Here is a 24,787-nt window from a genome sequence, read left to right on the forward strand (position 1 = left end):
AAGGGTGGATGGAGAATAATCTCCCTAAACTGTTTTATGATATGGGCTGTATCGATTTTATAAAGACTTAACTATATAGTATATTCAATTTAAAAGTGTTACAGCGCTACTGGGATGATTTTTGCCCAGCCTCTGGGAACGCAGCAAGCAAGGAAAAATTATACCAGTAGCGCTTTTGAACTTATGACAGTTTTATTTTTAATTGACTATACTTTAATAAAAACCAAAACAGCTCATATATTTAAAAGATATATGAGCTGTTTTTTTGTCTATCTTTTAAGAAAAACCATCTATTGCCAATAAAAACATAACTTTCTCCAAAAGAATAAATCCTATGAATATTCATAGCCTTACAAGTTTTTTAGATGTTTTTTATAAAAACCTCACTGATTTTAATTAAAGATATTATACGTCTTTATACTTTCTCACACCCTAAAAAATCAAAACCCATACCTTATAGGTATATATTTATACTTAGATAGTTTTTGACTTGCTCATTAGAAAACCATAACTTGTTAGATAGTTATAAGGATATTACTCATGGAGACATACGAATGGAATCACCAACCTTAAATATCAATAAAGTTATTGATGAAGCCAAATTTGCGCCCTTTCATTGGAAGGTGCTGTTTTGGTGTCTACTGATTATCATCTTTGATGGTTATGATCTCATCATTTATGGCGTAGCATTGCCCTTACTCATGGAAGAGTGGTCATTGACTTCAGTACAGGCAGGCTTTCTTGCCAGTGCTGCCCTATTTGGCATGATGTTTGGTGCCATGATTTTTGGTACTTTGTCTGACAAAATCGGCCGCAAAAAGACCATCATGATCTGCGTCGCCCTATTCAGCAGCTTTACCTTTTTTGGGGCCTTTGCTAATGGTCCAATGCAGTTTGCGGCTTTACGCTTCATTGCCGGTCTTGGTATCGGCGGCGTGATGCCCATCTGTGTGGCGCTGACCTCTGAATACGCTCCGAAGCGTATGCGTAGTACGCTAGTCGCCATTATGTTTAGTGGTTACGCGATAGGTGGTATGGCATCCGCATTGCTAGGATCATTTTTGGTGGTAGATTATGGCTGGGAGATTATGTTTTATATCGCAGGTATTCCTAGCTTGCTATTACCAATCATTTGGAAAATGCTGCCTGAATCTTTGATGTATTTGGTCAAAGAAAAAAGACATGACGACGCCAAAAAAATCGTCCGCAGACTTGCACCACAAGAAACTATCACGACCTCCACTACCTTAATATTAGATGAACCAACCAAAGGCGATGACGCTCCTATCAAAGCGCTATTCCTAAAAAACCGTGGCTTTACTACCATTATGTTTTGGATCGCCTTCTTTATGTGCTTGTTGATGGTCTACGCTCTTGCCAGCTGGTTACCAAAGCTAATGATTCAAGCAGGTTACTCGCTAGGCGCTAGTATGCTGTTCTTATTTGCACTCAATATTGGCGGGATGATCGGTGCTATTGGTGGCGGTGTGCTAGCTGATAGATTCCATCTAAAGCCAGTATTAACCATTATGTTTGTCGCTGGGGCTGCTGCATTGATATTACTTGGCTACAATAGTCCTCAAGCCGTACTTTACACTTTAATTGCCATTGCTGGGGCAACCACTATTGGCTCACAGATACTGCTTTACACCTTTGTCGCTCAGTACTACCCGACTGCCGTACGTACAACGGCTATGGGCTGGGCATCGGGTATCGGTCGTATCGGCGCCATCGTAGGTCCTATCTTGACTGGGGCACTGCTTACACTTGAGCTAAGCCACCAAACTAACTTTTTGTTTATCGCCATACCAGGAATAATTGCAGCCACTGCTATTTTCCTTGTAAACTTAAATGCAGCAGTAGATAGTAAAAAAATTCAAGAGAAACCCGTCACTTTAGATACACCTATAGCGACCTAAATCTGATTAAAACTTTATTTTCATTCAGATATTCTTGTTTTATACTTATTAGTTTTTAGCGTACTCACGATGTGGGTACGCTTTTTCAATATCTCCTACACATTTATGAGTAGCATCTGTTGACCAATACGATATTTAAAAGCAAAAGTAACCAGCTCTTAGCTTTCTTCACACATTGAACGAAAGATATATCCTTTATTGCTAATCATTTAAAAGTTTCATTTGTAGACTCTTACTTTTCAAATATCTGCTGGGACTATCCATTTTGATACTATTTTGATACCCCAAATTTATTGATACGCATATCTACTTGTTGATAGGTATATTTGGATTTCAACCTAACCCTTTAATGGGAAAGGCTTTCAGACAATAATTGCAGCTAATTATCGCCATCCATTGTGTATTGTTGTTGTAAAAACAAGGACTCATAAGCCTTTGGTCGTAGGTTCAAGTCCTACTGGGCCCACCATATATCAAAAACCCCTTACAGGCATTAGCTTGTAAGGGGTTTTTGTTGTTTAAAAAGCTCAAGTTATTATTATCATCCAAGCTAACCATATATAAGTAATTATCATTAATGAGCTGACTACTATTTTTGATAATAATCAGCTTATCTCTTTATATTTTATAGCCCTAAAAAGAAGTACGGCGATAATTACGATACTCAGGTAACCAAAAATTTGCTTCTAATCGACGTTGTAGGTTTTCTGCCGTGACTGGCAGGGCAAGCTTATCTTCTATAGCTTGCATTGCCACAGCATGAGCTATTTTTTCACTAATCTCTTTAATGACGTTGATGGGCGGTAATATAGCACCGGGTGCTTTTTTGTATTCCATAGATATATCTGCTAGGGCCTGGCTTGCGGCCATGAGCATATTATCGCTGATCCCTGTTGCCCGTGCTACCAAGACCCCCAAGCCTATACCTGGGAATATATAGCTATTATTACACTGTGACACTTCAAAAGACTGACCATTATAAGTGGTATTGGCAAAAGGACTACCCGTAGCAATAATTGCGCGTCCGTCGCTCCAGTTTGTCACTTCTTGCGGTGTGGCTTCAACGCGAGACGTTGGGTTTGACAGCGGTAGCACAATAGGATGTTCTGTGTTGGCACATAAAGACTCAATAATCTCTTGGGTAAATAGACCTTTTTGCCCGCTAACCCCAACCAATACCGTTATCTTTGCTTGTTTAACCACTTGTAAAAGCCCAAGTTTCTGACTCTTATCCCAGTGCTGCATATCTGCTTCTTTTTGCACTAGTGGCACTTGGAACGCTTGTAGCTCTGTCATGTTATCGGTGAGTAGGCCATAACGATCCACCATAAATACCTGTCTGCGTGCCTGCGCCTCACTTAAGCCTTCACGCTGCATTTGGCGAATGATATGCTCGGCGATACCGCAGCCTGCCGATCCTGCACCCAAAAACGCTATGTTCTGCTCACTGAGTTTTTGGCCTTTGTTTAAGCATGCTGCGATCAATGCACCGACTGAAACCGCAGCCGTACCCTGAATATCATCATTAAAGCAGCATAATTGATCGCGATATTTATTTAATAGTGGCGTGGCGTTTTCTTGTGCAAAATCTTCAAATTGTAAGAGCACCTCTGGCCAGCGCCGCTTAACGGCTTGAATAAATAAATCGACAAATTCATTGTATTCCTCACCAGAGATGCGCGGATTTCTCCAGCCCATGTACATAGGGTCATCAAGCAGCTGCTGATTATTGGTACCGACATCTAATAAGACTGGTAAACAGTAAGCAGGGCTGATACCGCCGCACGCAGTGTATAAAGATAGTTTACCAATGGGAATGCCCATACCGCCAATGCCTTGATCGCCTAGGCCTAATATACGCTCACCATCAGTGACTACGATGACCTTTACCTTTTGTTTAGTGGCGTTTTGTAGCATATCATCGATTTTATGACGCTCGGGATAAGAGATAAATATACCGCGCTTTCGGCGATAAATCTGCGAAAACTTCTCGCAAGCTTGCCCAACCGTTGGGGTATAGATGAGCGGCATGACCTCTTCAATATGTTGGTCAATCAAATGATGAAATAAGGTCTCATTGGTATCTTGAATGTTGCGTAAGTAAATATGCTTATCCATGTCGTCAGTGAATGAGCGAAGTTGATGATAAGCGCGCAAAGATTGCTCTTCAATCGTCTCGATGGTATGAGGCAATAATCCGGTTAAATTAAAGCTATCACGTTCTTCTGGTGAAAAGGCGCTACCCTTATTTAGTAGAGGGGTTTCTAATAGCGCAGGACCTGCAAAGGGGATATATAACGGACGTTGATTTGGCATAGTAAAGTCTTCTAGTTAAAAGCGTATCGCTAAAGGAATGTTCTATTGTCTCATTATACAGAGCATTGGCTTGTACTTGGCAATAGACGACAAATTCATTTTTGATAATATGATTTTAAACTGGCTGAATGATATATCTACTTTAATTAGGGAATATGATTACCTCGTCGCCTTCTTGCCAAGGATCGAACTTCGTCATAGCTTGCTTAAATAGCGGATGTTCTAGCCAGTCCTGTAACCAACTTTGCAGCTTTGGGTAAGGCAAGCCATAAAAAACATCGCGGTCTACGTGAGCGAACTGGCGTACAAAAGGCATAATGCCAATATCAGCGATACTGATGCTATCACCTAGCAAATAAGCATTTTTATTTAGCAAGGCCTCTAAACTCTGTAAGAATACCTCGCCTCGCTCTTGATACTCAGCCTGACTCATCTCAGGATAACGGTCTGCATATTTGTAGTGATCAAGCCAGTGTTTAAACTCATCATCATTTTTGTCGAGTAAGTCATTTGCCTGTTTGATAAGCTTAGCATCGAGCAGTCCTTGTTTATCATTCTGTTCAAGCGCCCATATCATGATTTCTCGGCTTTCTTCAATTACCCTGCCCTCAGGCAGCTGCAAGACGGGTACTGTGCCTTTTGGACTAATCGCTAACATTTGGCTTGGTTTGTTTTTTAGCACGATCTCTCGTAGCTCAACTGGTAATTCAGCAAATAATAAAGCAAGGCGCGCCCGCATCGCATAAGGGCAGCGACGAAACGAATATAAACGCGGAAGTAATGAGGTCATAGAAGGGTCTCACAATATAATTAAAAATTTATAATTAAAGTTTATGGATGCAACAGCAGTGGGGAGTAAAATTAAAGCCTTAGCTAGTAATCAACCTTACCCCTTAACGCTTTGACTTTACCTCGCTGAGTCTTGTTATCTACTCGCTTACGTTTGACATTACGGCTTGGTTTCGTTGCTTTTCGAGTTTTATTTACATAAGTGGCTTGCTTGATAAAGGCCTGTAGACGCTCGATGGCGTCTATTTTATTACGCTCTTGGGTTCGATATTGCTGGGCTTTGAGCACAAATATGCCGTCTTTATTAATGCGGCTATCTTTACTGGTTAACAGGCGTGTTTTTTGTAGATCGCTCAGGCTTGAGGCTTTGATATCGAAGCGCAGATGAATAGCAGAGGCGACTTTATTGACGTTTTGACCCCCTGCACCTTGAGCGCGTATAGCATTAATCTCTACTTCATTGTCGTTCAAAGTGATATTATTGGTAATAAAAATCATAATATTCAGTCATAGTTCTCATTGCAGTTTTTAGATTGGCTCTCTTGGCTAAGAAGGTTTATTATCCATGATAGCCTTAGCAATAATAAATTCAATAGACGATGTGGCTAGTTTTGTTTTAATGCTGTTCTTACAGAGATCACTTAACGCATAAACCGCAAAAAGCCGACATTGAGTCGGCTTTATTGTTATTGGACTTCAGCGGTAGCTTTTATGCCTCTTTACGAGGCAAGTTTTCGGGAAGATAGCAGCGCAGATAAGCAATTGACGCCGTTCCCGCTTCTTGCACATAGTGCTCAGTGATACTGGCATGACGGCGATAAGATAAGGTAAATATCGCATTGATAATGCCATAAGTCACTAATAAGATCTCTTTTATGTTGTCAAAATCAGGCATCTCATAACGCTCAGATAAGCGCTTGTGAACCAGTTCGATGACCTGATGATCCATATCCTCACCAAAACTATCCCCCTCAAAATCAGGAGTGTTGGTGTCATATATCAGCTTCGCTTTAGTCTCGTCATCATGAAAAATCTCAACACAGCGCTTGACAAGTGCAATCAGGTAGCCCTGCCATCTATCATAATCTTCGGTCTCAACGGTCGCTAATATCTCTAAGATATCAATAGCATTCAAGAACCTTAAGGCCAAAAATATCGCTTCAATATTAGGAAAGAAGTGATATGCAGAAGCGCGCGGGATGCCTGCTTCTTCGCATACCGCAGCTAAGGTGATATCATTGATAGGCATGGTTTCGCTAAGCTTTTTAGCACCCATCAGTAACTTTTGACGGCGAGCACGGCCTTGCTGACTGGTAAACTTAAATTTATTTGGTACCAGTTTCTTGGCCAGCTCTGAGTCTACTAACACATCTTCGATTTTGTCGTCTTTTTGTCCACTCATTATAAACCTCTTAATGTTAGCCTTATTGCCATAACTTGTTTTCATCAAATTATCAGCCCTAAATCAAGTACTGATATGGTCTTTAATAATAGACAATATGATAGCTATTATTATCGTTAGCAAATAATGTATTGCATCACAACCATTTAACTTTTAGTCGGCAAAATCAGGCGTTTTCTTAAATCACAATATAATAGCTAATGAGATATAGCATCAGCCATGAATGTTTATTTTCGCTCGTATAATACCATGATCAGTGACTCTATCAGCATAATCCCATTTTAAGTGATCGTTAAAATAATCTACTCGCTCGACGTGACCGAGAGCGAATTTACTCTCGGGCAAAAACTCTTCTGAGACAAATAACTGATCGATAACCTCTGGCATACCCTGATAGATATGAGTATATGCCACATCCTTCATCCAACCATAGCGTGCTTGCACGCGAGCTGCATCGAATAATGATACATCGCGCATACTTTTATCATAATTTACCTCTCCTGTCTCTGTCATCAACTGAGTAGTCACGCTGCCAGTGACATCATTCATGTCGCCAAGCAGTATCAAAGGCTCTCGCGTATGCTTTAAGCGCTCTATAATCGTCATTCTTATAGATGCTGCTTCCGCCGCGCGCATACACAGACTACGCAGTTTGGCGCGAACCCGAATGTTAGGGTCATCCATATCCTCTAACAAATTGCCATCATCATCACGTAAGAAAAAAGCACGTTTACTTTTTAGATGAGCGGTGATAATCGTAATAGGCTGACCATAAGCCTCGACTCTAACCAACAATGGCGGACGTTTAAACTGACGATAAGGGCCAATGTCTGGAATATCAATTGTCGCTTCATCGACAACGGTTTCTAGCAAACTCGTCTCTATCGTCTCAAAGCGGCTAATAATACCTACCGCTGGCGTCCCTATGGCTCCGCTGCCTTGGGTATAAGGGCTTGATTGCTCATTACTGGCTAAAGGAATAATGACATCCTTAGCCTCAAACCCTAATGACACTGCCAACGACTCAACTGCCCTGCTATCCCAAGCTTCTTGCACAGCGATGATATCAGCATGAGCGTTGGATAATAGGCTACTTAGCCCGTTCAATTTATGCTCGTAAGCCTTATTGGTATAAGGTGGTGCGTTTTCATAAAAGACACGATTGGGATTGGCCAAATTAAGTAAATTAGCAGTGGCAATATAAAAACTATTATTACCGGCGGTATCTTGACTCATAAACAACCTATTATTTTTATTATGTATAAAAAAGCGTATAGACAGCGAAAGTGTGTAGAGCTTAATAGATGTATGATATTACGTATCCGCTATGCCACTTGTCTAGGCGCTGTAGCTTTCACAAGGTAAACTAAACTTAACCGTTAAACTGTCTCAACATAGCACAAGTAGCCCATCTTAGTGTTGAACACGTGTTCAAAAAGTATGTTTGCTTTATTACTAAACGATATTACAACACTTTTAAGGACCGTCTTTGCAACTCTCATTCGCAAATATAGCTCAGGCATGTTGTATGATTATTTACGGTTTTGATGCATCCTTTTTACGAGCAACTACAAAAGATAAGCAACCGAGTAATGACGCGACAACACAGAGTATTAACAGCTTGACGTATTTGTGCTCTACACCAAAAAGCGGGGTCATTAATGTAACATAACCCGCGTTTTCTAGCATATAAATGACGCCGGCTAGCAAAGCTGAAGCGAAGCTAATGACGAGCGCCCAAGGCTTAACCTGCCAATTAGACCAAATACTAAAAAATACAACCGGCGCTAAGAATAGCGAAGCCGTACCACTGATAGCGACGGCGTCAAATAAGTCCTTGCTGCCGGTAGCAATAAACCCTAAGCCTACCAGCAAAAAGCCGATCATGACCAATCTGCCGTTTCTAACTGTCGGCTTAATAAGTTTCATATCGACAGCGACGAGTTTTGCGGCACTCGCATAAGTTGAGTCGAGCGTAGAGATCGCGGAAACGATTAACGCAAAACAAAATAACAGCATCACCGCTGGCGAAAATAAGCTGTTTAGTGTTTGTGTTACCTCAGTAGCACCGCCAGCATTATTTAACTGAGCAAACACACCGAGCAGCCCAAATAGCATAATGCAAATCATAGAAAGAGGCGCAGCATAATAAAACGATTTTTTGGTAGTACTACGATCTGCTAGGAAACCGCGGTCCGTCATCACTGGATCATGGGCCGGGTAACTCCAAACTTGAATGAAGGCCACGATCAATAATATCCAGCCTTTATTATCAGCACTACTCGAGGAGCTAACAATATCAGCAAAAGAGAATAGCGGGTGCATAAACATAGCGATAGATAGCACCGCGATTGCCACAATAGTCAGTGAAGCTTGCATGACATCAGTCTTGAGCGCCGTATATAAGCCGCCGATTGAAGAGTAGATCAAGGTCGCAACAGCAATAAGTACGATTAAGTAGCTCTCATTAAAGCCCACAAACAAGGTCGCAATAAAGCCAAACACTAATAAATTACTAAATATCTCGCTCACCAACCGAAAGCTAATCACGGCATTAAAACAGTGCTCGCCGGTTTTACCGAATTTGTCATACATAAAGGTTTGCATGTTATGAAAGCCATGCTTAAAGCGTAAGCTATCGACAATATGCGCGCCAGTGACAAAGCTAAAATAATACATCCCATAAGCTAAAGCGCCGGCAATACCATAAAAAAAGCCCAATATAGCGGCATTCATCAGTGAGCGGGCAAAAATCCAAGTCGTAACTTGAGAGAGTACGAGGGTCCAAAGGCCTGGCGCTTGTCCTTGTCGCGACTTACCTTGATAAAAGCTTGCGACATCAGCAGACAGCTCAGAGGCGCTTAGTATAGGCTTATTGGCTGAAGAGTCATCGGTAATAGGCATGTGCATTCTTTATAGAAGTGAGTATAGTTTGCTCACAATAGCATAACTTTATAACCGCTTTACGCTAAAGTTCTGCATAAAAAAGCTTCTAGAACAACTCTAGAAGCTTTTATTTTTATCTTTGCCTGTTTAGAAATTAGGTAAAGATACTTTTACTGTCCTATTCACTAATGCAGCTATTATCTACTTACACGGTTCCAAGCATCACGTGAGGCTAGACGCGCTTCTTCCCACTGCATACGCGACTCACCTTTGACCTCTTCCCAAGAGCGCTTTAGGTCACTTTCGTGATCTTCGAAACGAGCATCAGCGGGATACTTAGCGCGATTAGCATAACCGACTGCATAAGCAGGATGTAGATCACGGTCAAAGTCATGACCCTCTTTATAATAGCTTGCATTCACATGCTCAGCACGCCAGTAAGCTTCTTCATGAGTCGGGTTAATCGCTTCAGCTGAAGCATGACCTGCACCGCCACCTACGACTGCACCGATAGCGCCACCGATTAGGGTGCCTAGTGGACCTGCCATCGAACCGATAGCCGCACCAGCTGCTGCGCCGCCGACGCCGCCAATACCAGTACCTACTGGATGCGAGCCTGGCTCACCAGTGATCATGTCAGCGTTTAGGTCGTCTTTTGTCTCTTTTGACATGTGTTTGACTTCACTACGATCAATATTATCAGGATCGTTAGTGACCACTTTTCTATCGACCACTTCTTGGTCTGCCATACGGCGAGCATTGTCATCTATGATACGCTGCTTATCGCCGCCAACCATGTTGTCATCAGTGATGATGCGGTCATTAGCATCAATGACATTACCTTGAGCGTCTACTCTTGGCTCATTATTAATTATATTATCAGTCTTATTGTTATTCATCGTTTAATCCTTTAATTAATTGTTATAAATTTAGAGTTCTCAAATGAGGGTTGAATAAGAGCTTAACTTCTTCAGTTTCGGCACTGATTCAACACTAATGTAGCGCTGAACAAGCTAAATCAAAGAAAACTGAAGTGGCTAAGTCCACTTCATGTCCTCTTTAGTAAACAACCTCATTACTATTTAAGTATAAAATCATCTGCGTGGTAGTAGCTACACCGGATATGTAAGCTATGTCAACGCCAATATTAGCTTACGTTACAGCATGTATCCTGCCAGCAGGTTTGCACCGTTTAATAGCCTTTTGAGTATCTATCAATAAAACCTTTATAAAACTGTCATCAAAAAATCAAAGTTGAGTCAACGCGCGCGTCATGGCATCCTGCCATTTACCTAGATGCGTTTGACGATTTGTTTCTGACATCGTTGGCTCAAAACTACGCTCCACTTTCCAAGACTCTATCATCGTATTATCATCATATAGTCCAGATTTTAGTCCCGCTAGTAGCGCGGCACCTTTAGCGGTAATCTCCGTATCCATGGGACGTAGTACCGGTACACCAAGCAAGTCAGCTTGAAACTGCATTAACAAATCATTATTAGCGGCGCCGCCATCAACCCGCAATTCAGTCAAAGGATGAGGGCTGTCTTTTTGCATAGCAATCAATACATCATAAGTCTGATAAGCGATAGCTTCTAATGCTGCGCGGGCGATATGGGCCTTGGTAGTGCCGCGACTCATACCAGTGATGCTAGCACTGACATCTGAGCGCCAATATGGTGCGCCAAGCCCGGTGAATGCTGGCAATAGTACTACCTCTTCGCTGCTATCGACCTGCTGAGCCAAGCGCTCGACATCCCTACTTTCGCTGATCATGCCAAGATTATCTCGCAGCCACTGCACGATAGCGCCTGCCATAAAGACACTACCCTCTAACGCGTAAGTGGTTTGTTTTTTTGGAATTTGTAATAGCCGCCGACCCGACTCTACCATTTGACCAAAGGTGAGTTGCTCAGCGCGGCTTTGCACAGCGGTCTTTTGCCAAGCAATGGTGGTGAGCAGTTGCTGCTCGCTGAGCTTAGGGGTCTCGCCTATATTCATCAGCATAAAACAGCCGGTACCATAAGTGTTTTTTGCCATGCCAGGCTCAAGGCAGCCTTGACCAAATAAAGCCGCTTGCTGATCGCCTAATACCGCCTGAATAGCGATCTGTTTGGCAAATAAGCCTTTTTTGGTCTTGCCAAAGTCGCCATCAGAAGGTAAGACTTTTGGCAGTATCGACATAGGTATATCAAAGCGCGCACACAGCTCACTCGACCAGGCCAGTTTATTAATATCGTATAATAAGGTGCGAGATGCATTGGTCACATCGATGACGTGCTCACCACCGGTCAACTGATAAATAAGCCAGCTGTCAATAGTACCAATCGCCAGCTCTTCGGTTTTGTTGGCATCGATGCGCGCCTTAATATCTGGGTTGTTTTCTAATAACCAAGCGATTTTACTGGCACTAAAGTAAGGGTCTAAGCGTAAGCCTGTGACGCTACGTATCTCTTGGGCGACGCTGCGCTGATGCGAGACGGTTTTTTTGGCTAGCGTCTCACAGTAGCTAGCGGTACGCCTATCTTGCCAAATGATCGCTGGGGCAAGCGGCTTGCCTGTGGTTTTATCCCAAACTACAATGGACTCGCGCTGATTGGTAATGGCGATACTGGTGATATCTGTCGCTAATAACCCCGCTTGGTTAATAGCATCATGAGCACAGCTGATTTGTGTCTGCCATATCTGCTGAGCATCCTGCTCGACAAAACCGGCTTTCGGGGTGATAAGCTGAGTCGGCTTCTGCACTATTTTGACAGTATTGGCTTGGTCATCGTATATAATGGCGCGGCTAGAAGTCGTGCCTTGATCCAAAGCTAAAATATACCCTGCCATTCCCTACTCCTTAAAGTTATCATTATTTTCTATACTATCGACTATAGCATTATTTACAATTGCGCATTTTTATAGCCGTTGTCACTTTATAAACCCTGCAACTTTATAATCCTTGCAACTTTATAAACCCTGTAACAACGCTTAGTCTAAACCTAAAACTGGTGTGTCAACCCTAACAGGGCTATAATGCCCTAAATTCAGCACGACATCTTGATAAGTGGTTTACCTCTATTATGAAATTTGCGTTATTGTCTCTACCTTCTATGATAATCACTTTGATGCTCTCTTGCGCTTCCGGTCAGGCTTTAGCGGATAGTTATACGCCTGCCACTTCTCAGGCAACTACGCAAATTGTAGATAGCGCTACTTCTATAAGTACTGCTATAAATAATACTAGCTACCTTGCCGCAGAGCCACTAGCAGCGAGCGCGACTCTAGACACCCTCATTGACCCTATTACCCATAAAAGTGTTGCCAATAGCTACCCGTTAGAGGTATCTAGCTTTTTGAGCTTGGAGCAAGCACAGGACACCTTATTTCAAGTGTCGCCGAAACTCGCTGCAAATCAAGCCGCTATCGCCGCTAGCGAATATCAGACAGACGCCCTTGCGACAGTAGATCGGCCGTTTGTGTTCGCGCAGTTATCCGCCAATGCCTATAAAGTACAAGAAGATATCGACTTATCCTCGCTTAGAAATCGAGTCATTGATGGCGTCAATAATGTGGGCAATGACTTTAACAGCCCAGGCCTAAGTAATGTAGCGCCGCCTATTCCGCCGGTACCGGACTTGCCTAATTTTGGTGAGATCATCGGTGAGCGTATTCCAGACTCTTATGATTTTAACCGTTCAGGCTCCACGACAGGGGCAGGTCTTGGAGTGGCGTGGCCGGTGTATACCGCTGGGCGCACTGCAGCGCTAACCGGAGCTTCTAATGCGCGTACGCAAGAAGCGGTCGCTGATAGTATATTAGACAAAAACGAGCTATATAATACGCTTATTGAGCGCTACTTTAAGGCGCAATTGGCGATTATTGCCGCTTACTTACGTGAAGATGCTTATGATACCCTGCAACAAACCGACCATACTGCGCAGCGCTTATTCGAAGAAGGTTTTATTTCGCGGGTCGATCGTCTGCAAGCCCAATCCGCGCTTGCCGATGCAAAAAGCGAGTCTATCAAAGCCAACAATGATGCTCGTCTAGCAATGATTGCGCTGCAGCGTTTATTGCGCACTGATTACCGTATCAAACCGACGACCCCGCTGTTTGTCTCAAGTAAGCCTTTGAGCGATGTCAGCTACTATCAGAACTTAGCGCTTACCAACCATCCAGGACTACAAAAAGTGGCGGCAAAGCGCGCGCAAGCGCAGCAGCTTCGAGCGTTATCAGACACAGGCTATAAGCCAACCGTACTACTCTATGGTTTTAGTCAAGTTGAAAAAGACCCGAGCTGGATTGCAGGGGTGTCTGCCAGTTGGAAGCTGTGGGGCGGGCTGGACAAAACCGCATCGTTAGCTGCTAGCGATGCGCGCATCCGTCAAGCCGATTTATCTGAGATTGAGGTCAGCGACAATCTTTTATTATTGGTCGAAAAGAACTGGAATGATGTCAATAACGCTCAAGCTCGGTATCAAGCACTGCAGAGCAATGTCGATCTGGCCCAAGAGGTACTGCGTCTGCGCCGTTTAGGACTGCAAGAAGGTGTAAACACTACCATCGATGTGGTACAAGCACAGACTCAAGCGCTCAAAGCGCGTACCGAACAAGCGCAAGCAGCCAATGATTATGTACAAGCATTGGCCAGTTTGATGCAAAGCTGTGGTACGCCGCTTGCTTTTAATACGTATCTTAACGCTGCTGATATCAGGTTACCGACTTTATATACTCAATAACGTCAAAACTAATAAAACTTGTAACCCTATTTACTGCCTGTGAGCGCTTATACTATTTAACTCTTAAGCTATTAAACCCCCTACTACGAATAATAATACTATGAATAATCCAACTGCTAAAATTAAAAAGCTACCAACGCAGCTATTAAAGACGTGGGGCGATGCCAATAATTCTAACGTTTGGGCGCATTGTGCTAGCGTAGGATTTTTTGGGTTTTTATCTATCTTTCCAGTAATGGCGGTATTTGTACTGCTTTACGGTCTTATTTTTTCGCCGGCTGAGATGCAAGAGCAGATCAATTTTTTGCGCCAATTTATACCGCCATCCGTTTATGATGTGCTTAACGCCCGCCTTAGTCAATTGGTCTCTAATACCAGCACACGCTTGACCTTCAGCCTTCTACTATCTAGTGTGTTAGCGCTTTATGCCGGCTCTAAAGGGATCAAGTCCTTAATCATTTTGATTAATCTTGCTTTTGGTATCACCCAAGAGCGCGGCTTTATACAAAAAACCATTCGAGCATTGGGTTTAACCTTTGCTGCATTAGTGGTGTTGATCGTAGCGATCTCCTCAATTGCGCTTATTCCACTGCTTGCGAACAACTTTCCTTTTCCACAAATCGCTAAGACTATCGCGCTTTGGAGCCGTTGGCCGGTATTGGCTATTATCATATTTGTCAGCCTATTGGGTCTCTATCGTCTCGCGCCGAATCGTGATGCTATAGCGCTCAAAAACCTAATGCCAGGGGCTGCTGTTGCTACGGTACTGTGGATGTTATTGTCGGTGCTTTTTTCGATCTATGTACAAAACTTTAATAACTATAGCGCCGAATTTGGAGCTTTATCAGCGGCGGTAGTTATTATGCTTTGGCTTTATTATTCAGCCTTTATTATCGCATTTGGCGCTATTTATAATTATGAGAGCATAGAAGACTCTAAACCTTATGCTATTCGTGTCTACCCATAACCAATGGATTGTGTAAAAACGATTATGGATCGAAGCGCGTTATGACACTTTAACGCGCTATGACACTTTTAAGGCATTCGACCTATATTAACCTTCATTTTCTTAGCTTTTATACTCATTTTTCACTTCTTACTCACTTGCTTTAGGAACGTTATATCATGGCTAACTCTCATAACGACGCTGATGATGTCAATACATTAGATCCGGTTCATGATAACAAACCCTCTGATAATGCTGAGGAACTAGAGAAAACGACGACGCCCTATCCACATAAAAAATCAGCAAACAAGGCTGCAAACATAAAAAAAGCTATGTTTGCAGTAATCCTATTGCTAGTTCTAGCGCTTATCGCTTATGGCCTATATAAAAGCAGTCAGTCAAGCGCACCTGAGAGTATTACGTTGCAAGGTCAGATGCAAATGAAGCAGACCTCTATCGCGGCCAAAGTACCTGGACGTATCGCCCAGATATTAGTCACCGAAGGCGATAAGGTCGAGGCCGGACAGCAGCTCATTGAGATGGACTCGCCAGAGATCAATGCCAAGGTCAACCAAGCACGAGCAGGTCTCGATGCCGCACAAAGCCAGTTAGATAAAGCAGAAAATGGCGCTCGCCCGCAAGAGATCGCGCAGGCAAAGGCCGCTTGGCAAGCCAATAAAGCCGCCTCAGACTTAGCCGCCAACACCTATGAGCGGGTCAACCGTCTTTATCAAGAAGGTCTAATGGCGCGGCAGAAGCGCGATGAAGCTTATGCTAAGTATCTCGCCACTCAAGATCAAACTGAAGCTGCGCGTTTGCAATACGATCTGGCGTTAGAAGGCGCGCGTAGTGAAGATAAGTCAGCCGCTAATGCGCAAGTGGCGCAGGTCGAAGCTAAGCTTGAAGAGGCGTTGGTCGCCAAAGAAGAAGCCAATCTAAAAAGCCCTATCGCTGGGGTGGTAGATAATGTCATCGTCAGTAATGGTGAGGTCATCGGTCAAGGCGTACCCATACTGACTTTAGTCAATACCGATGACCAATGGGTGGTCCTTAACGTAACCGAAGATCATCTGAATCGGTTCGCCATCGGGCAACAGTTTACCGGCACCATCCCGGCTTTATCTGCAGCCAATCGCCCTTATACAAAGACCTTTACTGTCTATGCTTCGTCTAGCTTATCGGATTTTGCCACTTGGCGACCGACTAATAATGATGACGGCTTTGATGTACGCACTTTTGAGATAAAGGCTCGGCCAAATACCGCTGATGCGCGCATTCGTTCAGGCATGAGTGTGTTAGTAGATATCGATCCGCAAACAACGACTGCAGCAAACCCTTCCCAAAACTAAGAGTCACGAATCATGCGTCTGATACAAGCGTTTGTACGCAGTGCTAGTTATGAGCGGCGGTTTTTACAAAAAAACCCTTGGGATCTGGCGATGATTTTGTGGATTCCTCTAGCGACGATTTTGTTAGTCTGGTGGATTTTTTCACAGACGCAAATCACTGATCTACCAATTGGCGTGATTGATGAAGATAATAGTCCTGTGGCTAATACCTTAACTCGCTATTTGGACGCGCATCCCAACCTTGAGGTTGCCAGTCTTTATAGCTCGGCCGCTCGCGCTGAAGCCGCCATCTTGCAACGCGATATCTACGGCGTCGTGGTGATTCCAGATGATTTTTCGACTAACATTTTAGCCAGCAAACCTGCGCCGGTACTACTACAAGTCAATGCGCAATACGGCACGCACTCTGGCATCATTCAGACGAGCGTCCAAGCCGTTACCGCCACGCTATCGGCTGGCGTTGAGATTCAACGTTTAGTCAAGCAAGGCATGGCACCCTCTGAGGCTGCCATCAACTACTCGCCTATCAGTATTCAGCGTACTAGCCTATTTAATACCGTGACTAACTATCAGCAGTTTTTGGGCTCAACGGTGATTCCTGCGTTATTACACATCTTAGCGATGGTCGTTGGTGCCACTACTATCGGTCGCGAGCTACGCGATAAGCAGCTTGGTCGTTGGTATCGCTTTATTGATACTGGGCGTCCTAACTTAAGTACTGACAATTCTCCTGAAGCTCATACAATTGCTCAGGCTAATTTAGCGAATAAGGCAACTTATACTCCCACCACTAAACCTAGTCTGCTCGTGCTGTTTTTCGGTTTACTTGGTAAGTACTTTTGGCCGCTACTGGCGTACTGCTTATGGGCGGCACTCGCCTTATGGCTTGCGACCATGCGAGAGGATCTAAGCTTTGATTCTATAACGCTTACTTACCTAGCTTTTATCACTTTGATGTTCTTATCGTTTTGGCTGGGCGCTTTTTTTACTTTAACCTCGTTTTCTTTACGTATGGGCTTATCAGCGACGGGTTTTATCTCAGTGCCCTCTTACGCTTTTGCTGGGGTGACTTACCCTTATATCGCTATTACCGATAGCGCCAAACATTGGGCAGACGCTCTGCCCTTGACCCATTATCTACAGCTGCAGATTGCACAAATACAGATGCATGCTCCGGTAGCGATATCAGAACCGATCATCTACGGTCTACTGTTAGCGGTGCTTATATTAATGCTGCTTTCAGTAGTCTGTGCTAAGCGTGCTTTAGCGCATCCTGAGCGCTGGGGGGCCCGCTGATGACAAAACCATCTTTTGAGCAAAGTAAAAAAGCGCCTATAGATTCAGAAGCCTTAAAGAAAGATGCTGCGTCAATCGCTGTTACTGTTGCTGATACGGAGATAGCCGATACTTTTTGGGCAAACTTTAAGCAGACCCTTGTCGATGTCTTTAAAGATCAAGGCGTGCTTTTGATGCTTATTATCGCACCAATTATTTATGGCTTTTTTTATCCTTGGCCTTACTCTTCAGAAGTCGTCAATAACGTCCCTGTCGGCATTGTTGATTATGATCGTAGCGATTTATCTCGTACGATCAGCCGCTATGCTAGTGCTAGCCCGCAGTTGAACACCGTAAACTTCGTAGATGAGCAGCAAGCTAAAGAAGCCATCTGGAGCGATGAGATAGCAGGATTTATGATTATCCCAGCCGGACTTGAACAGCAAGTGATGGCGGGTAAAGCGGCTAGTGTTAGCGTACTGGGTAACGGCGGTTATTTTTTATTAAATAAAAACGTGCAAACTGGGTTTTTGCAAGCGGTCAGCACCGTCTCAGCAGGAATTGAGGTGAAAAAAAGCGTAGCACAAGGGGCATATATGCCGACTGCCGCGCAAAACACTCAAGCGGTACCGTTACAGATTGCGCCTTTATATAATCAGACCGAAGGCTACGGCGCCTACGTGGTGCCAGCGGTGTCTATTATTATATTGCAGCAGACCTTACTGATAGCGGCCGCGATGCTCGTAGGTACTTGGTTTGAGATGCGTCGCCATACTACTAGTATTGCTGGCTGGCTAGGACGTATTGCAGCCCTTAGTACGTTGAGCTTTGTGGTTGGCTGCTTTTACTACGGCTGGGCGTTTGAGCTGCATAACTACCCGCGCGGCAAAAACATGCTCGGTAGTCTACTATTTTTGCTGATATATTGTCCGACGGTCGCGACGCTTGGCTGCGTGTTTGGCTTATGGCTGCGTCAACGCGAGCGCAGTATGCAGATTTTGATTTTCAGCTCATTACCGGTGTTTTTTATGAGCGGTTACCCGTGGCCGGCCAATCAGCTACCAGAGGTTTTGCAAATCGTGCGCTGGCTTGTGCCAACGACCCCTGCTATCAATACTTCGGTACAGCTTAACCAAATGGGCGCTAGCATCGCGCAAGTAGCGACTGGTTTTTATGCTTTGCTTGGCTTATGGGTCTTTTATTTTATAGTCTTATTACTGCTTCGGCGGCGATTGGCACAAAAAGATAGTGCGGTTTATAAGATATAGTCCGCTTCAATTAAAACGATGCAAAAAAAGCGCCTGCAAAATAGACAGACGCTTTTTTACTTTCAATAGCTAATTGTCATTCAATATTTAAAACACGCGATTAAGACCATTGAGCGCCGCCACGCGATAAGCTTCTGCCATCGTTGGGTAGTTAAAGGTGGTATTCACAAAATACTCAAGCGTAGCATGACATTTCATTACCGCCTGCCCAATATGAATAATCTCTGAGGCGTGATTGCCGTAGCAATGAATCCCTAATATCTCCAACGTCTCACGGTGGAATAAGATCTTAAGAACGCCGGTACGCTCACCAATGATTTGCGCGCGCGCCAGATGCTTAAAGAAGGCTTGACCGACTTCATAAGGCACTCGCTCATCAGTGAGCTCCTGCTCAGTCTTACCGATACTCGATATCTCAGGAATTGTATAAATTCCTGTTGGCACGCTTGAGACGGGTTCGGCATCGCTATCACCAACCATAAAGGCGGCTGCACAGCGCCCCTGGTCATAAGCGGCCGAGGCTAGCGAAGGCCAACCTATCACGTCGCCAGCAGCATAAATGTTATCCACTTCGGTACGATAATGATCATCAACTTTGAGCTGACCGCGGCTATTGGCTTCTAGACCGATTGCCTCTACATTAAGACCTTCGGTATTACCAGAGCGCCCGTTTGACCAAAGAATAGCATCAGACTTGATTTTTTTACCACTCTTTAGATGAAGAACGACATGATCGTCATGCGTCTCTAGATGATCGATCTCTTCATTGTTACGAATGAGCACGCCAAACTGTCTAAAGTCATGCGCTAGCGCATCACTAATCTCACTATCGAGATAGTTCAGTAGCTTGTCTTGGTTATTAATCAAGTCGACTTTATATCCAAGTCCCGTAAAGATAGAGGCATACTCACAGCCAATAACCCCCGCGCCGTAGATGATGATCTTTCTGACCACATAATCCATCTGTAGAATTTTATCAGAGTCAAAAACGCGCGGATGATCGAAGTCTAAGATCTCAGGTCGATAAGGACGACTGCCTACGGTGATAATGGCTTTATTAAAGGTGACGGTTTCAAAGATGTTTTCATCAGTTTCAACCTTTAAGGTGTGCTTATCGACGAAACTTGCCCAGCCTTGAATGACGTCGATCTGATTACGCTCATAAAAACGCTTGTGCGTACTGACTTGGTCGCGTATCACGCGGCGCGCGTTGGCTAGTACTTTATTGAGCGGTACGCGCTCATACTCTAGCGCTTTGGTAAACATAGGATCGCGGCGAAAGTTAATGAGGTTAAAAACCGATTGACGCAGTGCCTTACTCGGAATGGTGCCGACGTGCGTCGAGTTGCCGCCAACTTGCTCCCGCGGGTCAATAACCGCGACCTTTTTGCCAGATTTTGTTAGCTTCATTGCCGCCGCCTCGCCAGCAGGACCCGCCCCTAAGACCACAGCATCATATTCAAATTCATGCTTATCGCTTTTGATACGCTGTGAGTCTTTGGTAAATTCTGATTTGATATCGATACGCGTATCATCTAGCGGATTGACCAAGTCCGGATGATGCATGATGTCATCATTCACTTGATCATGTGTTTGTTCGATTTTTTCTTTTTTACTGGCGTCTGTGGTTTTCTCAGGCGCTGTATTTGGCGCGCTGCCGCTATCTTTATTTGAGACTTCGGTGCTAGTATCTAAACCGGTGTCATTGGTGTCATCACCTTTATTCTTGCTGGCCATCGTAACCTCTTTATTAGTTTATGTGGTTTTTAATATTTATACTTTATCTTATGACTTTTGAGGATGCCCACCGTACTCGATGAGTCCTAATTTTGCAATGTCCTTAATGAGCAATATCTCTTATTAGTATAGTCAGGCTTGGATTACGGAACTCATACTATTGACTCATAGATATGCCTTTTGCTAACCAATGCGACGCTTGAGACCTGTCATTTGCAGTATGCGAGTCGCAATCTCTTCAACAGACATCTCAGAGACATCCAAGTTCGGGATACCTTGAGAGATATAAATGCCTTGTATCGCGCGCTGCTCTTGCTGCACTTGTTGATAGCTAGAATACCGGCTACCGGCGCGGCGCTCTTGGCGAATTTTTACTAGCCTATCGGTATTAATCACTAGCCCAAACAGCTTGTCCTTATGCTCGCGCAAGGATTTTGGTAATTGATTGTCGTACAAATCATCTTCAGTCAGCGGATAGTTGGCCGCCCGAATGCCGAATTGTAAGGCTAAATAAAGCGACGTTGGCGTTTTTCCTGAGCGCGAAACTCCAATAAGAATAATATCCGCCATATTATAGTGACGGGTACGCGCGCCATCATCATTATCCAAGGCAAAGTGCACCGCATCGATACGCTCTTTGTAAGTCTCAGAATCAACATTATCATGCGCGTGGCCTGAGTGACCATCCGGCTCAACACCCATCTCTTCAGCGATACGGCCAATCAAACCCTCGTACATATCTAGATTACAGCTTTTGGCAGAATTCACTGTTTCGCGAATCTCAGGGCTGACGATAGTATCGAACACCAGCGGTAATAAGCCGTCGCGCTGATACGCCATATTGATCCGGGCCACCGCATCCTCAGCACGCTCGATACTATCGACATAAGGCAAAACATGTGTTTCAAAAGGCACAGAAGCAAACTGACTTAGAATCGAGCGCCCCAAAGTTTCAGCGGTAATCGCCGTACCATCAGAGATAAAAAATGCACTTCTAATCGCTTGTGAGTTATCTAAGCTCATAGCATGCCGGTTCTGAATAGTTGGTTTATCTGGTTCAGAGGGATTATTGAAATACATAACGGACAACCTTAAAGCTCTATGAAGTGTTTGTTAATGAGAAGCAACTATTTTTTAGCCACTCTATCTAATCGCTCTATTTTCTGATGGTGACTGGTGGCTTGCTAAACCTAAGTGAGTTATTTGATAGTAATGCCTTACATTATACTCATAATAGCGCCTGAATAGGAATCGATGTTGAGGGCAAAATGTACCAGTGCCTTTAAAGTAGAAACTATCCACTACTCTGTTTTGTCTTAGCGATTTACTTTGCTATTTTTATTGTGATTTGCTATTAAGTTTTAGCAATATTCTCACTACATGTAGGTTACTGATAATACATCTCGTTGCTATTACAGTAGCCGCTGAGCTACAAAGACGTAAAAAACTCTAAATTTTGTATCTTTTTTCAAAGTTTTTACCTTATCCTCTCGAAATTCGCAAAATATAGGCGTATAATCCACCTTTATAATCCTTACTAAATAACCTTATTTTTTGGAGTTATCATGGCAGCGCAATCTACAGCACTTGTAATCAATCTTGATCAGTTAGGAAAAGACGATATTGAGATGGTCGGTGGTAAGAACGCCTCTCTTGGCGAGATGATTAGCCACTTATCAGATTTAGGTGTTAGCGTTCCTGGCGGCTTTGCCACCACCTCAAATGCTTTTAACCGTTTTTTGAACGAAACAGGTCTGCTTGACAAGATCAACAGCGAGCTGAAAACCTTAGACATTAATGACGTCAATAAGCTTGCTGCTACGGGTAAAAAAATCCGTAATTGGATTGTCGAACAAGAGCTGCCAGCAGATCTTGAAGCTGAGGTGCGTAAATCGTTTGAAGTGATGAGTGGCGGCGAAGACATCGCGGTTGCGGTTCGCTCTTCTGCGACTGCTGAAGATTTGCCAGATGCTTCATTTGCCGGTCAACAAGAGACTTACCTAAATATTCGCGGTATTGATAACGTTCTTATCGCTATTAAAGAAGTGTTTGCCTCACTATACAACGATCGCGCGATCTCTTATCGTGTACACAAAGGCTTTGAGCACGAAGGCGTCGCTTTATCTGCAGCCGTTCAGCGTATGGTGCGCTCAGAGACAGGTGCAGCGGGCGTGATGTTCACTCTAGATACCGAAAGCGGTTTTGATCAAGTGGTGTTTATCACTTCAAGCTATGGCCTCGGTGAGATGGTCGTACAAGGCGCGGTCAACCCTGACGAGTTCTATTTATCTAAGCGTCTACTTAACGATGGCAAACCCTCTGTCATCCGCCGCAACTTAGGTAGCAAGCACAAAAAGATGATTTATGGTGATGAAGGTAGCACCGCTAAATCAGTCAGAGTCGTTGATGTAGAAAAAGAAGAGCGTATGCAGTTCTCTTTATCTACTGAAGAGCTGACCTCTCTTGCCAAGCAAGCGATGACTATTGAGCAGCACTATGGTCAAGCGATGGATATCGAATGGGCTAAAGATGGCGATAGCGGCCAGATCTTTATTGTGCAAGCGCGTCCTGAAACGGTCAAGAGCCGTCAAGATAGCAACGTCATGGAGCGTTACGTCATCAATACTGGTGATGCCAAAGTATTATGTGAAGGTCGCTCAATCGGACAGCGTATCGGCGCCGGTAAAGTCCGCGTTGTCAGTAACCTAAACGAGATGGATAAAGTCGAAGACGGCGATATCTTAGTCTCTGATATGACCGATCCTGATTGGGAGCCGGTCATGAAGCGCGCTTCTGCTATTATTACTAACCGTGGTGGCCGTACTTGTCATGCCGCTATCATTGCGCGTGAGCTTGGCGTACCCGCTATCGTTGGTTGTGGTAACGCCACCGAGCTATTGGTTGATGGTCAAGAAGTGACTGCCTCTTGTGCTGAAGGCGACACCGGCTTTATCTATGAAGGTCAGCTTGATTTTGATATCCAAACCAACTCGATTGAGTCTATGCCAGAGCTGGCGTTCAAGGTTATGATGAACGTTGGTAACCCTGATCGCGCCTTCTCCTTTACCCAAATGCCTAACGAAGGTATCGGTCTTGCGCGTTTAGAGTTCATCATCAACCGTATGATTGGCGTGCATCCAAAAGCACTACTTAACATGAACAGCCTGCCACGTGAGATCTCACAAGCGATCAATGAGCGTATTTCAGGCTATGCTTCACCTGTTGATTTTTATGTCGATAAGCTGGTTGAGGGTATCTCAACGCTAGCCGTTGCCTTTATGGATCAACCGGTTATCGTACGGATGTCAGATTTTAAATCGAACGAATATGCCAATCTTTTAGGTGGTAAATTGTACGAGCCATCAGAAGAGAACCCAATGCTTGGTTTCCGCGGCGCGAGCCGTTATGTCTCTGACAACTTCCGTGACTGCTTCGAGCTTGAGTGTAAAGCGCTCAAACGCGTACGTGACGAGATGGGTCTGACCAACGTCGAGATTATGATTCCTTTCGTGCGTACTGTTGATGAAGCGGCGCAAGTCATTGAGCTATTAGAGAAAAATGGCCTAAAGCGCGGCGAGAACGGTCTACGTGTCATTATGATGTGCGAGCTGCCGACCAACGCCTTACTAGCAGACGAGTTCTTAGAGCATTTTGATGGCTTCTCTATCGGTTCAAACGATTTGACTCAGTTGACGCTAGGTCTAGATCGCGACTCAGGTATCGTCTCACATCTATTTGATGAGCGTGACCCTGCAGTTAAGAAGCTATTGTCTATGGCTATCGAAGCTTGTAACAAAGCTGGCAAGTATATCGGTATTTGTGGTCAAGGCCCATCAGACCATCCAGATCTAGCATTTTGGCTAATGGAACAAGGTATCAGCTCGGTATCATTGAACCCTGATTCAGTACTTGATACTTGGTTCTTCCTAGCTGGTGAAGAGGCTAAATAGTTACCTAGGAGATATGAGCTTTAGGTAGTGTTAAGCATAATGCAGCTGCTATTAAAGATCGTAACTAGTCACTATTATTAGGGTTTGCTTGCTATTCATCATTAGTTTTGATGAAATAGCGAGCAAACCCTAAGCTGTATTTACCCTATAGTGAAATACTAACCTTGTTATAAGTCACTTTGACCCAATAAATTCATTTATAAAAGCAAAAACTTATCATCAG

At 44.0% G+C, this 24,787-nt stretch carries 17 protein-coding genes; 7 read left to right on the forward strand and 10 right to left on the reverse strand.

Going from position 1 to position 24,787, the window contains the following annotated elements; translation table 11 throughout:
* Positions 1–554: 554 nt before the first annotated feature.
* On the forward strand, positions 555–1,919 hold the full coding sequence (locus tag AAEY83_RS10555) for an aromatic acid/H+ symport family MFS transporter (RefSeq protein WP_025645538.1): 1,365 nt from the start codon (positions 555–557) through the stop codon (positions 1,917–1,919).
* A 633-nt stretch (positions 1,920–2,552) separates the two neighbouring features.
* On the opposite strand, the gene AAEY83_RS10560 is transcribed toward AAEY83_RS10555, so the two are convergent.
* From AAEY83_RS10560 to glpK, 8 genes are all read right to left on the reverse strand, one after another.
* Positions 2,553–4,235: an NAD-dependent malic enzyme gene (locus AAEY83_RS10560; RefSeq protein ID WP_025645540.1), complete on the reverse strand. Its 1,683-nt coding sequence runs from the start codon at positions 4,233–4,235 to the stop codon at positions 2,553–2,555.
* Positions 4,236–4,377: 142 nt separating this feature from the next.
* Positions 4,378–5,025: a glutathione S-transferase gene (locus AAEY83_RS10565; protein ID WP_025645542.1), complete on the reverse strand. Its 648-nt coding sequence runs from the start codon at positions 5,023–5,025 to the stop codon at positions 4,378–4,380.
* 83 nt (positions 5,026–5,108) lie between these two features.
* Positions 5,109–5,522: an alternative ribosome rescue aminoacyl-tRNA hydrolase ArfB gene (gene arfB, locus AAEY83_RS10570; protein ID WP_025645544.1), complete on the reverse strand. Its 414-nt coding sequence runs from the start codon at positions 5,520–5,522 to the stop codon at positions 5,109–5,111.
* Between the two features lie 211 nt (positions 5,523–5,733).
* The gene (locus AAEY83_RS10575) at positions 5,734–6,426 is read right to left on the reverse strand and encodes a TetR/AcrR family transcriptional regulator (RefSeq protein WP_025645546.1); all 693 of its coding nucleotides are present in this window, start codon (positions 6,424–6,426) and stop codon (positions 5,734–5,736) included.
* 213 nt (positions 6,427–6,639) lie between these two features.
* Positions 6,640–7,662 carry an endonuclease/exonuclease/phosphatase family protein gene (locus AAEY83_RS10580; RefSeq protein ID WP_025645548.1) on the reverse strand — a complete coding sequence of 341 codons (1,023 nt, stop codon included), beginning with the start codon at positions 7,660–7,662 and terminating at the stop codon, positions 6,640–6,642.
* Positions 7,663–7,962: 300 nt separating this feature from the next.
* Positions 7,963–9,330: an SLC5/6 family protein gene (locus tag AAEY83_RS10585; RefSeq protein ID WP_051397438.1), complete on the reverse strand. Its 1,368-nt coding sequence runs from the start codon at positions 9,328–9,330 to the stop codon at positions 7,963–7,965.
* Positions 9,331–9,509: 179 nt separating this feature from the next.
* A complete protein-coding gene (locus tag AAEY83_RS10590; protein WP_051397440.1) occupies positions 9,510–10,061 on the reverse strand; it encodes a hypothetical protein in 552 nt (183 codons plus the stop codon).
* 499 nt (positions 10,062–10,560) lie between these two features.
* A complete protein-coding gene (gene glpK, locus AAEY83_RS10595) occupies positions 10,561–12,147 on the reverse strand; it encodes a glycerol kinase GlpK (protein ID WP_025645554.1) in 1,587 nt (528 codons plus the stop codon).
* A gap of 233 nt (positions 12,148–12,380) precedes the next feature.
* On the opposite strand from glpK, the gene AAEY83_RS10600 reads away from it, so the two are divergent.
* From AAEY83_RS10600 to AAEY83_RS10620, 5 genes are all read left to right on the forward strand, one after another.
* Positions 12,381–14,039: a TolC family protein gene (locus AAEY83_RS10600; RefSeq protein ID WP_025645555.1), complete on the forward strand. Its 1,659-nt coding sequence runs from the start codon at positions 12,381–12,383 to the stop codon at positions 14,037–14,039.
* A 100-nt stretch (positions 14,040–14,139) separates the two neighbouring features.
* Positions 14,140–15,006: a YihY/virulence factor BrkB family protein gene (locus tag AAEY83_RS10605; protein WP_025645557.1), complete on the forward strand. Its 867-nt coding sequence runs from the start codon at positions 14,140–14,142 to the stop codon at positions 15,004–15,006.
* 158 nt (positions 15,007–15,164) lie between these two features.
* Positions 15,165–16,334 carry an HlyD family secretion protein gene (locus AAEY83_RS10610; RefSeq protein ID WP_025645559.1) on the forward strand — a complete coding sequence of 390 codons (1,170 nt, stop codon included), beginning with the start codon at positions 15,165–15,167 and terminating at the stop codon, positions 16,332–16,334.
* Between the two features lie 12 nt (positions 16,335–16,346).
* On the forward strand, positions 16,347–17,630 hold the full coding sequence (locus AAEY83_RS10615) for an ABC transporter permease (protein WP_351059052.1): 1,284 nt from the start codon (positions 16,347–16,349) through the stop codon (positions 17,628–17,630).
* Positions 17,630–18,877, forward strand: coding sequence for an ABC transporter permease (locus tag AAEY83_RS10620; protein WP_025645563.1), 1,248 nt, complete (start codon positions 17,630–17,632; stop codon positions 18,875–18,877). The genes AAEY83_RS10615 and AAEY83_RS10620 overlap by 1 nt, the downstream gene beginning before the upstream one ends.
* Before the next feature lie 87 nt (positions 18,878–18,964).
* On the opposite strand, the gene sthA is transcribed toward AAEY83_RS10620, so the two are convergent.
* Entirely contained in the window at positions 18,965–20,614 is a 1,650-nt protein-coding gene (sthA, locus tag AAEY83_RS10625; protein WP_025645566.1) for a Si-specific NAD(P)(+) transhydrogenase, read from the reverse strand.
* A gap of 183 nt (positions 20,615–20,797) precedes the next feature.
* On the reverse strand, positions 20,798–21,637 hold the full coding sequence (ppsR, locus tag AAEY83_RS10630) for a posphoenolpyruvate synthetase regulatory kinase/phosphorylase PpsR (protein WP_025645571.1): 840 nt from the start codon (positions 21,635–21,637) through the stop codon (positions 20,798–20,800).
* A gap of 542 nt (positions 21,638–22,179) precedes the next feature.
* Here ppsR and ppsA point away from each other — a divergent pair.
* A complete protein-coding gene (ppsA, locus tag AAEY83_RS10635) occupies positions 22,180–24,564 on the forward strand; it encodes a phosphoenolpyruvate synthase (RefSeq protein WP_025645573.1) in 2,385 nt (794 codons plus the stop codon).
* The last annotated feature ends 223 nt before the right edge of the window (positions 24,565–24,787 follow it).

Source organism: Psychrobacter sp. TB20-MNA-CIBAN-0197 (assembly GCF_040309765.1).
Classification (GTDB): Bacteria; Pseudomonadota; Gammaproteobacteria; order Pseudomonadales; family Moraxellaceae; genus Psychrobacter; species Psychrobacter submarinus.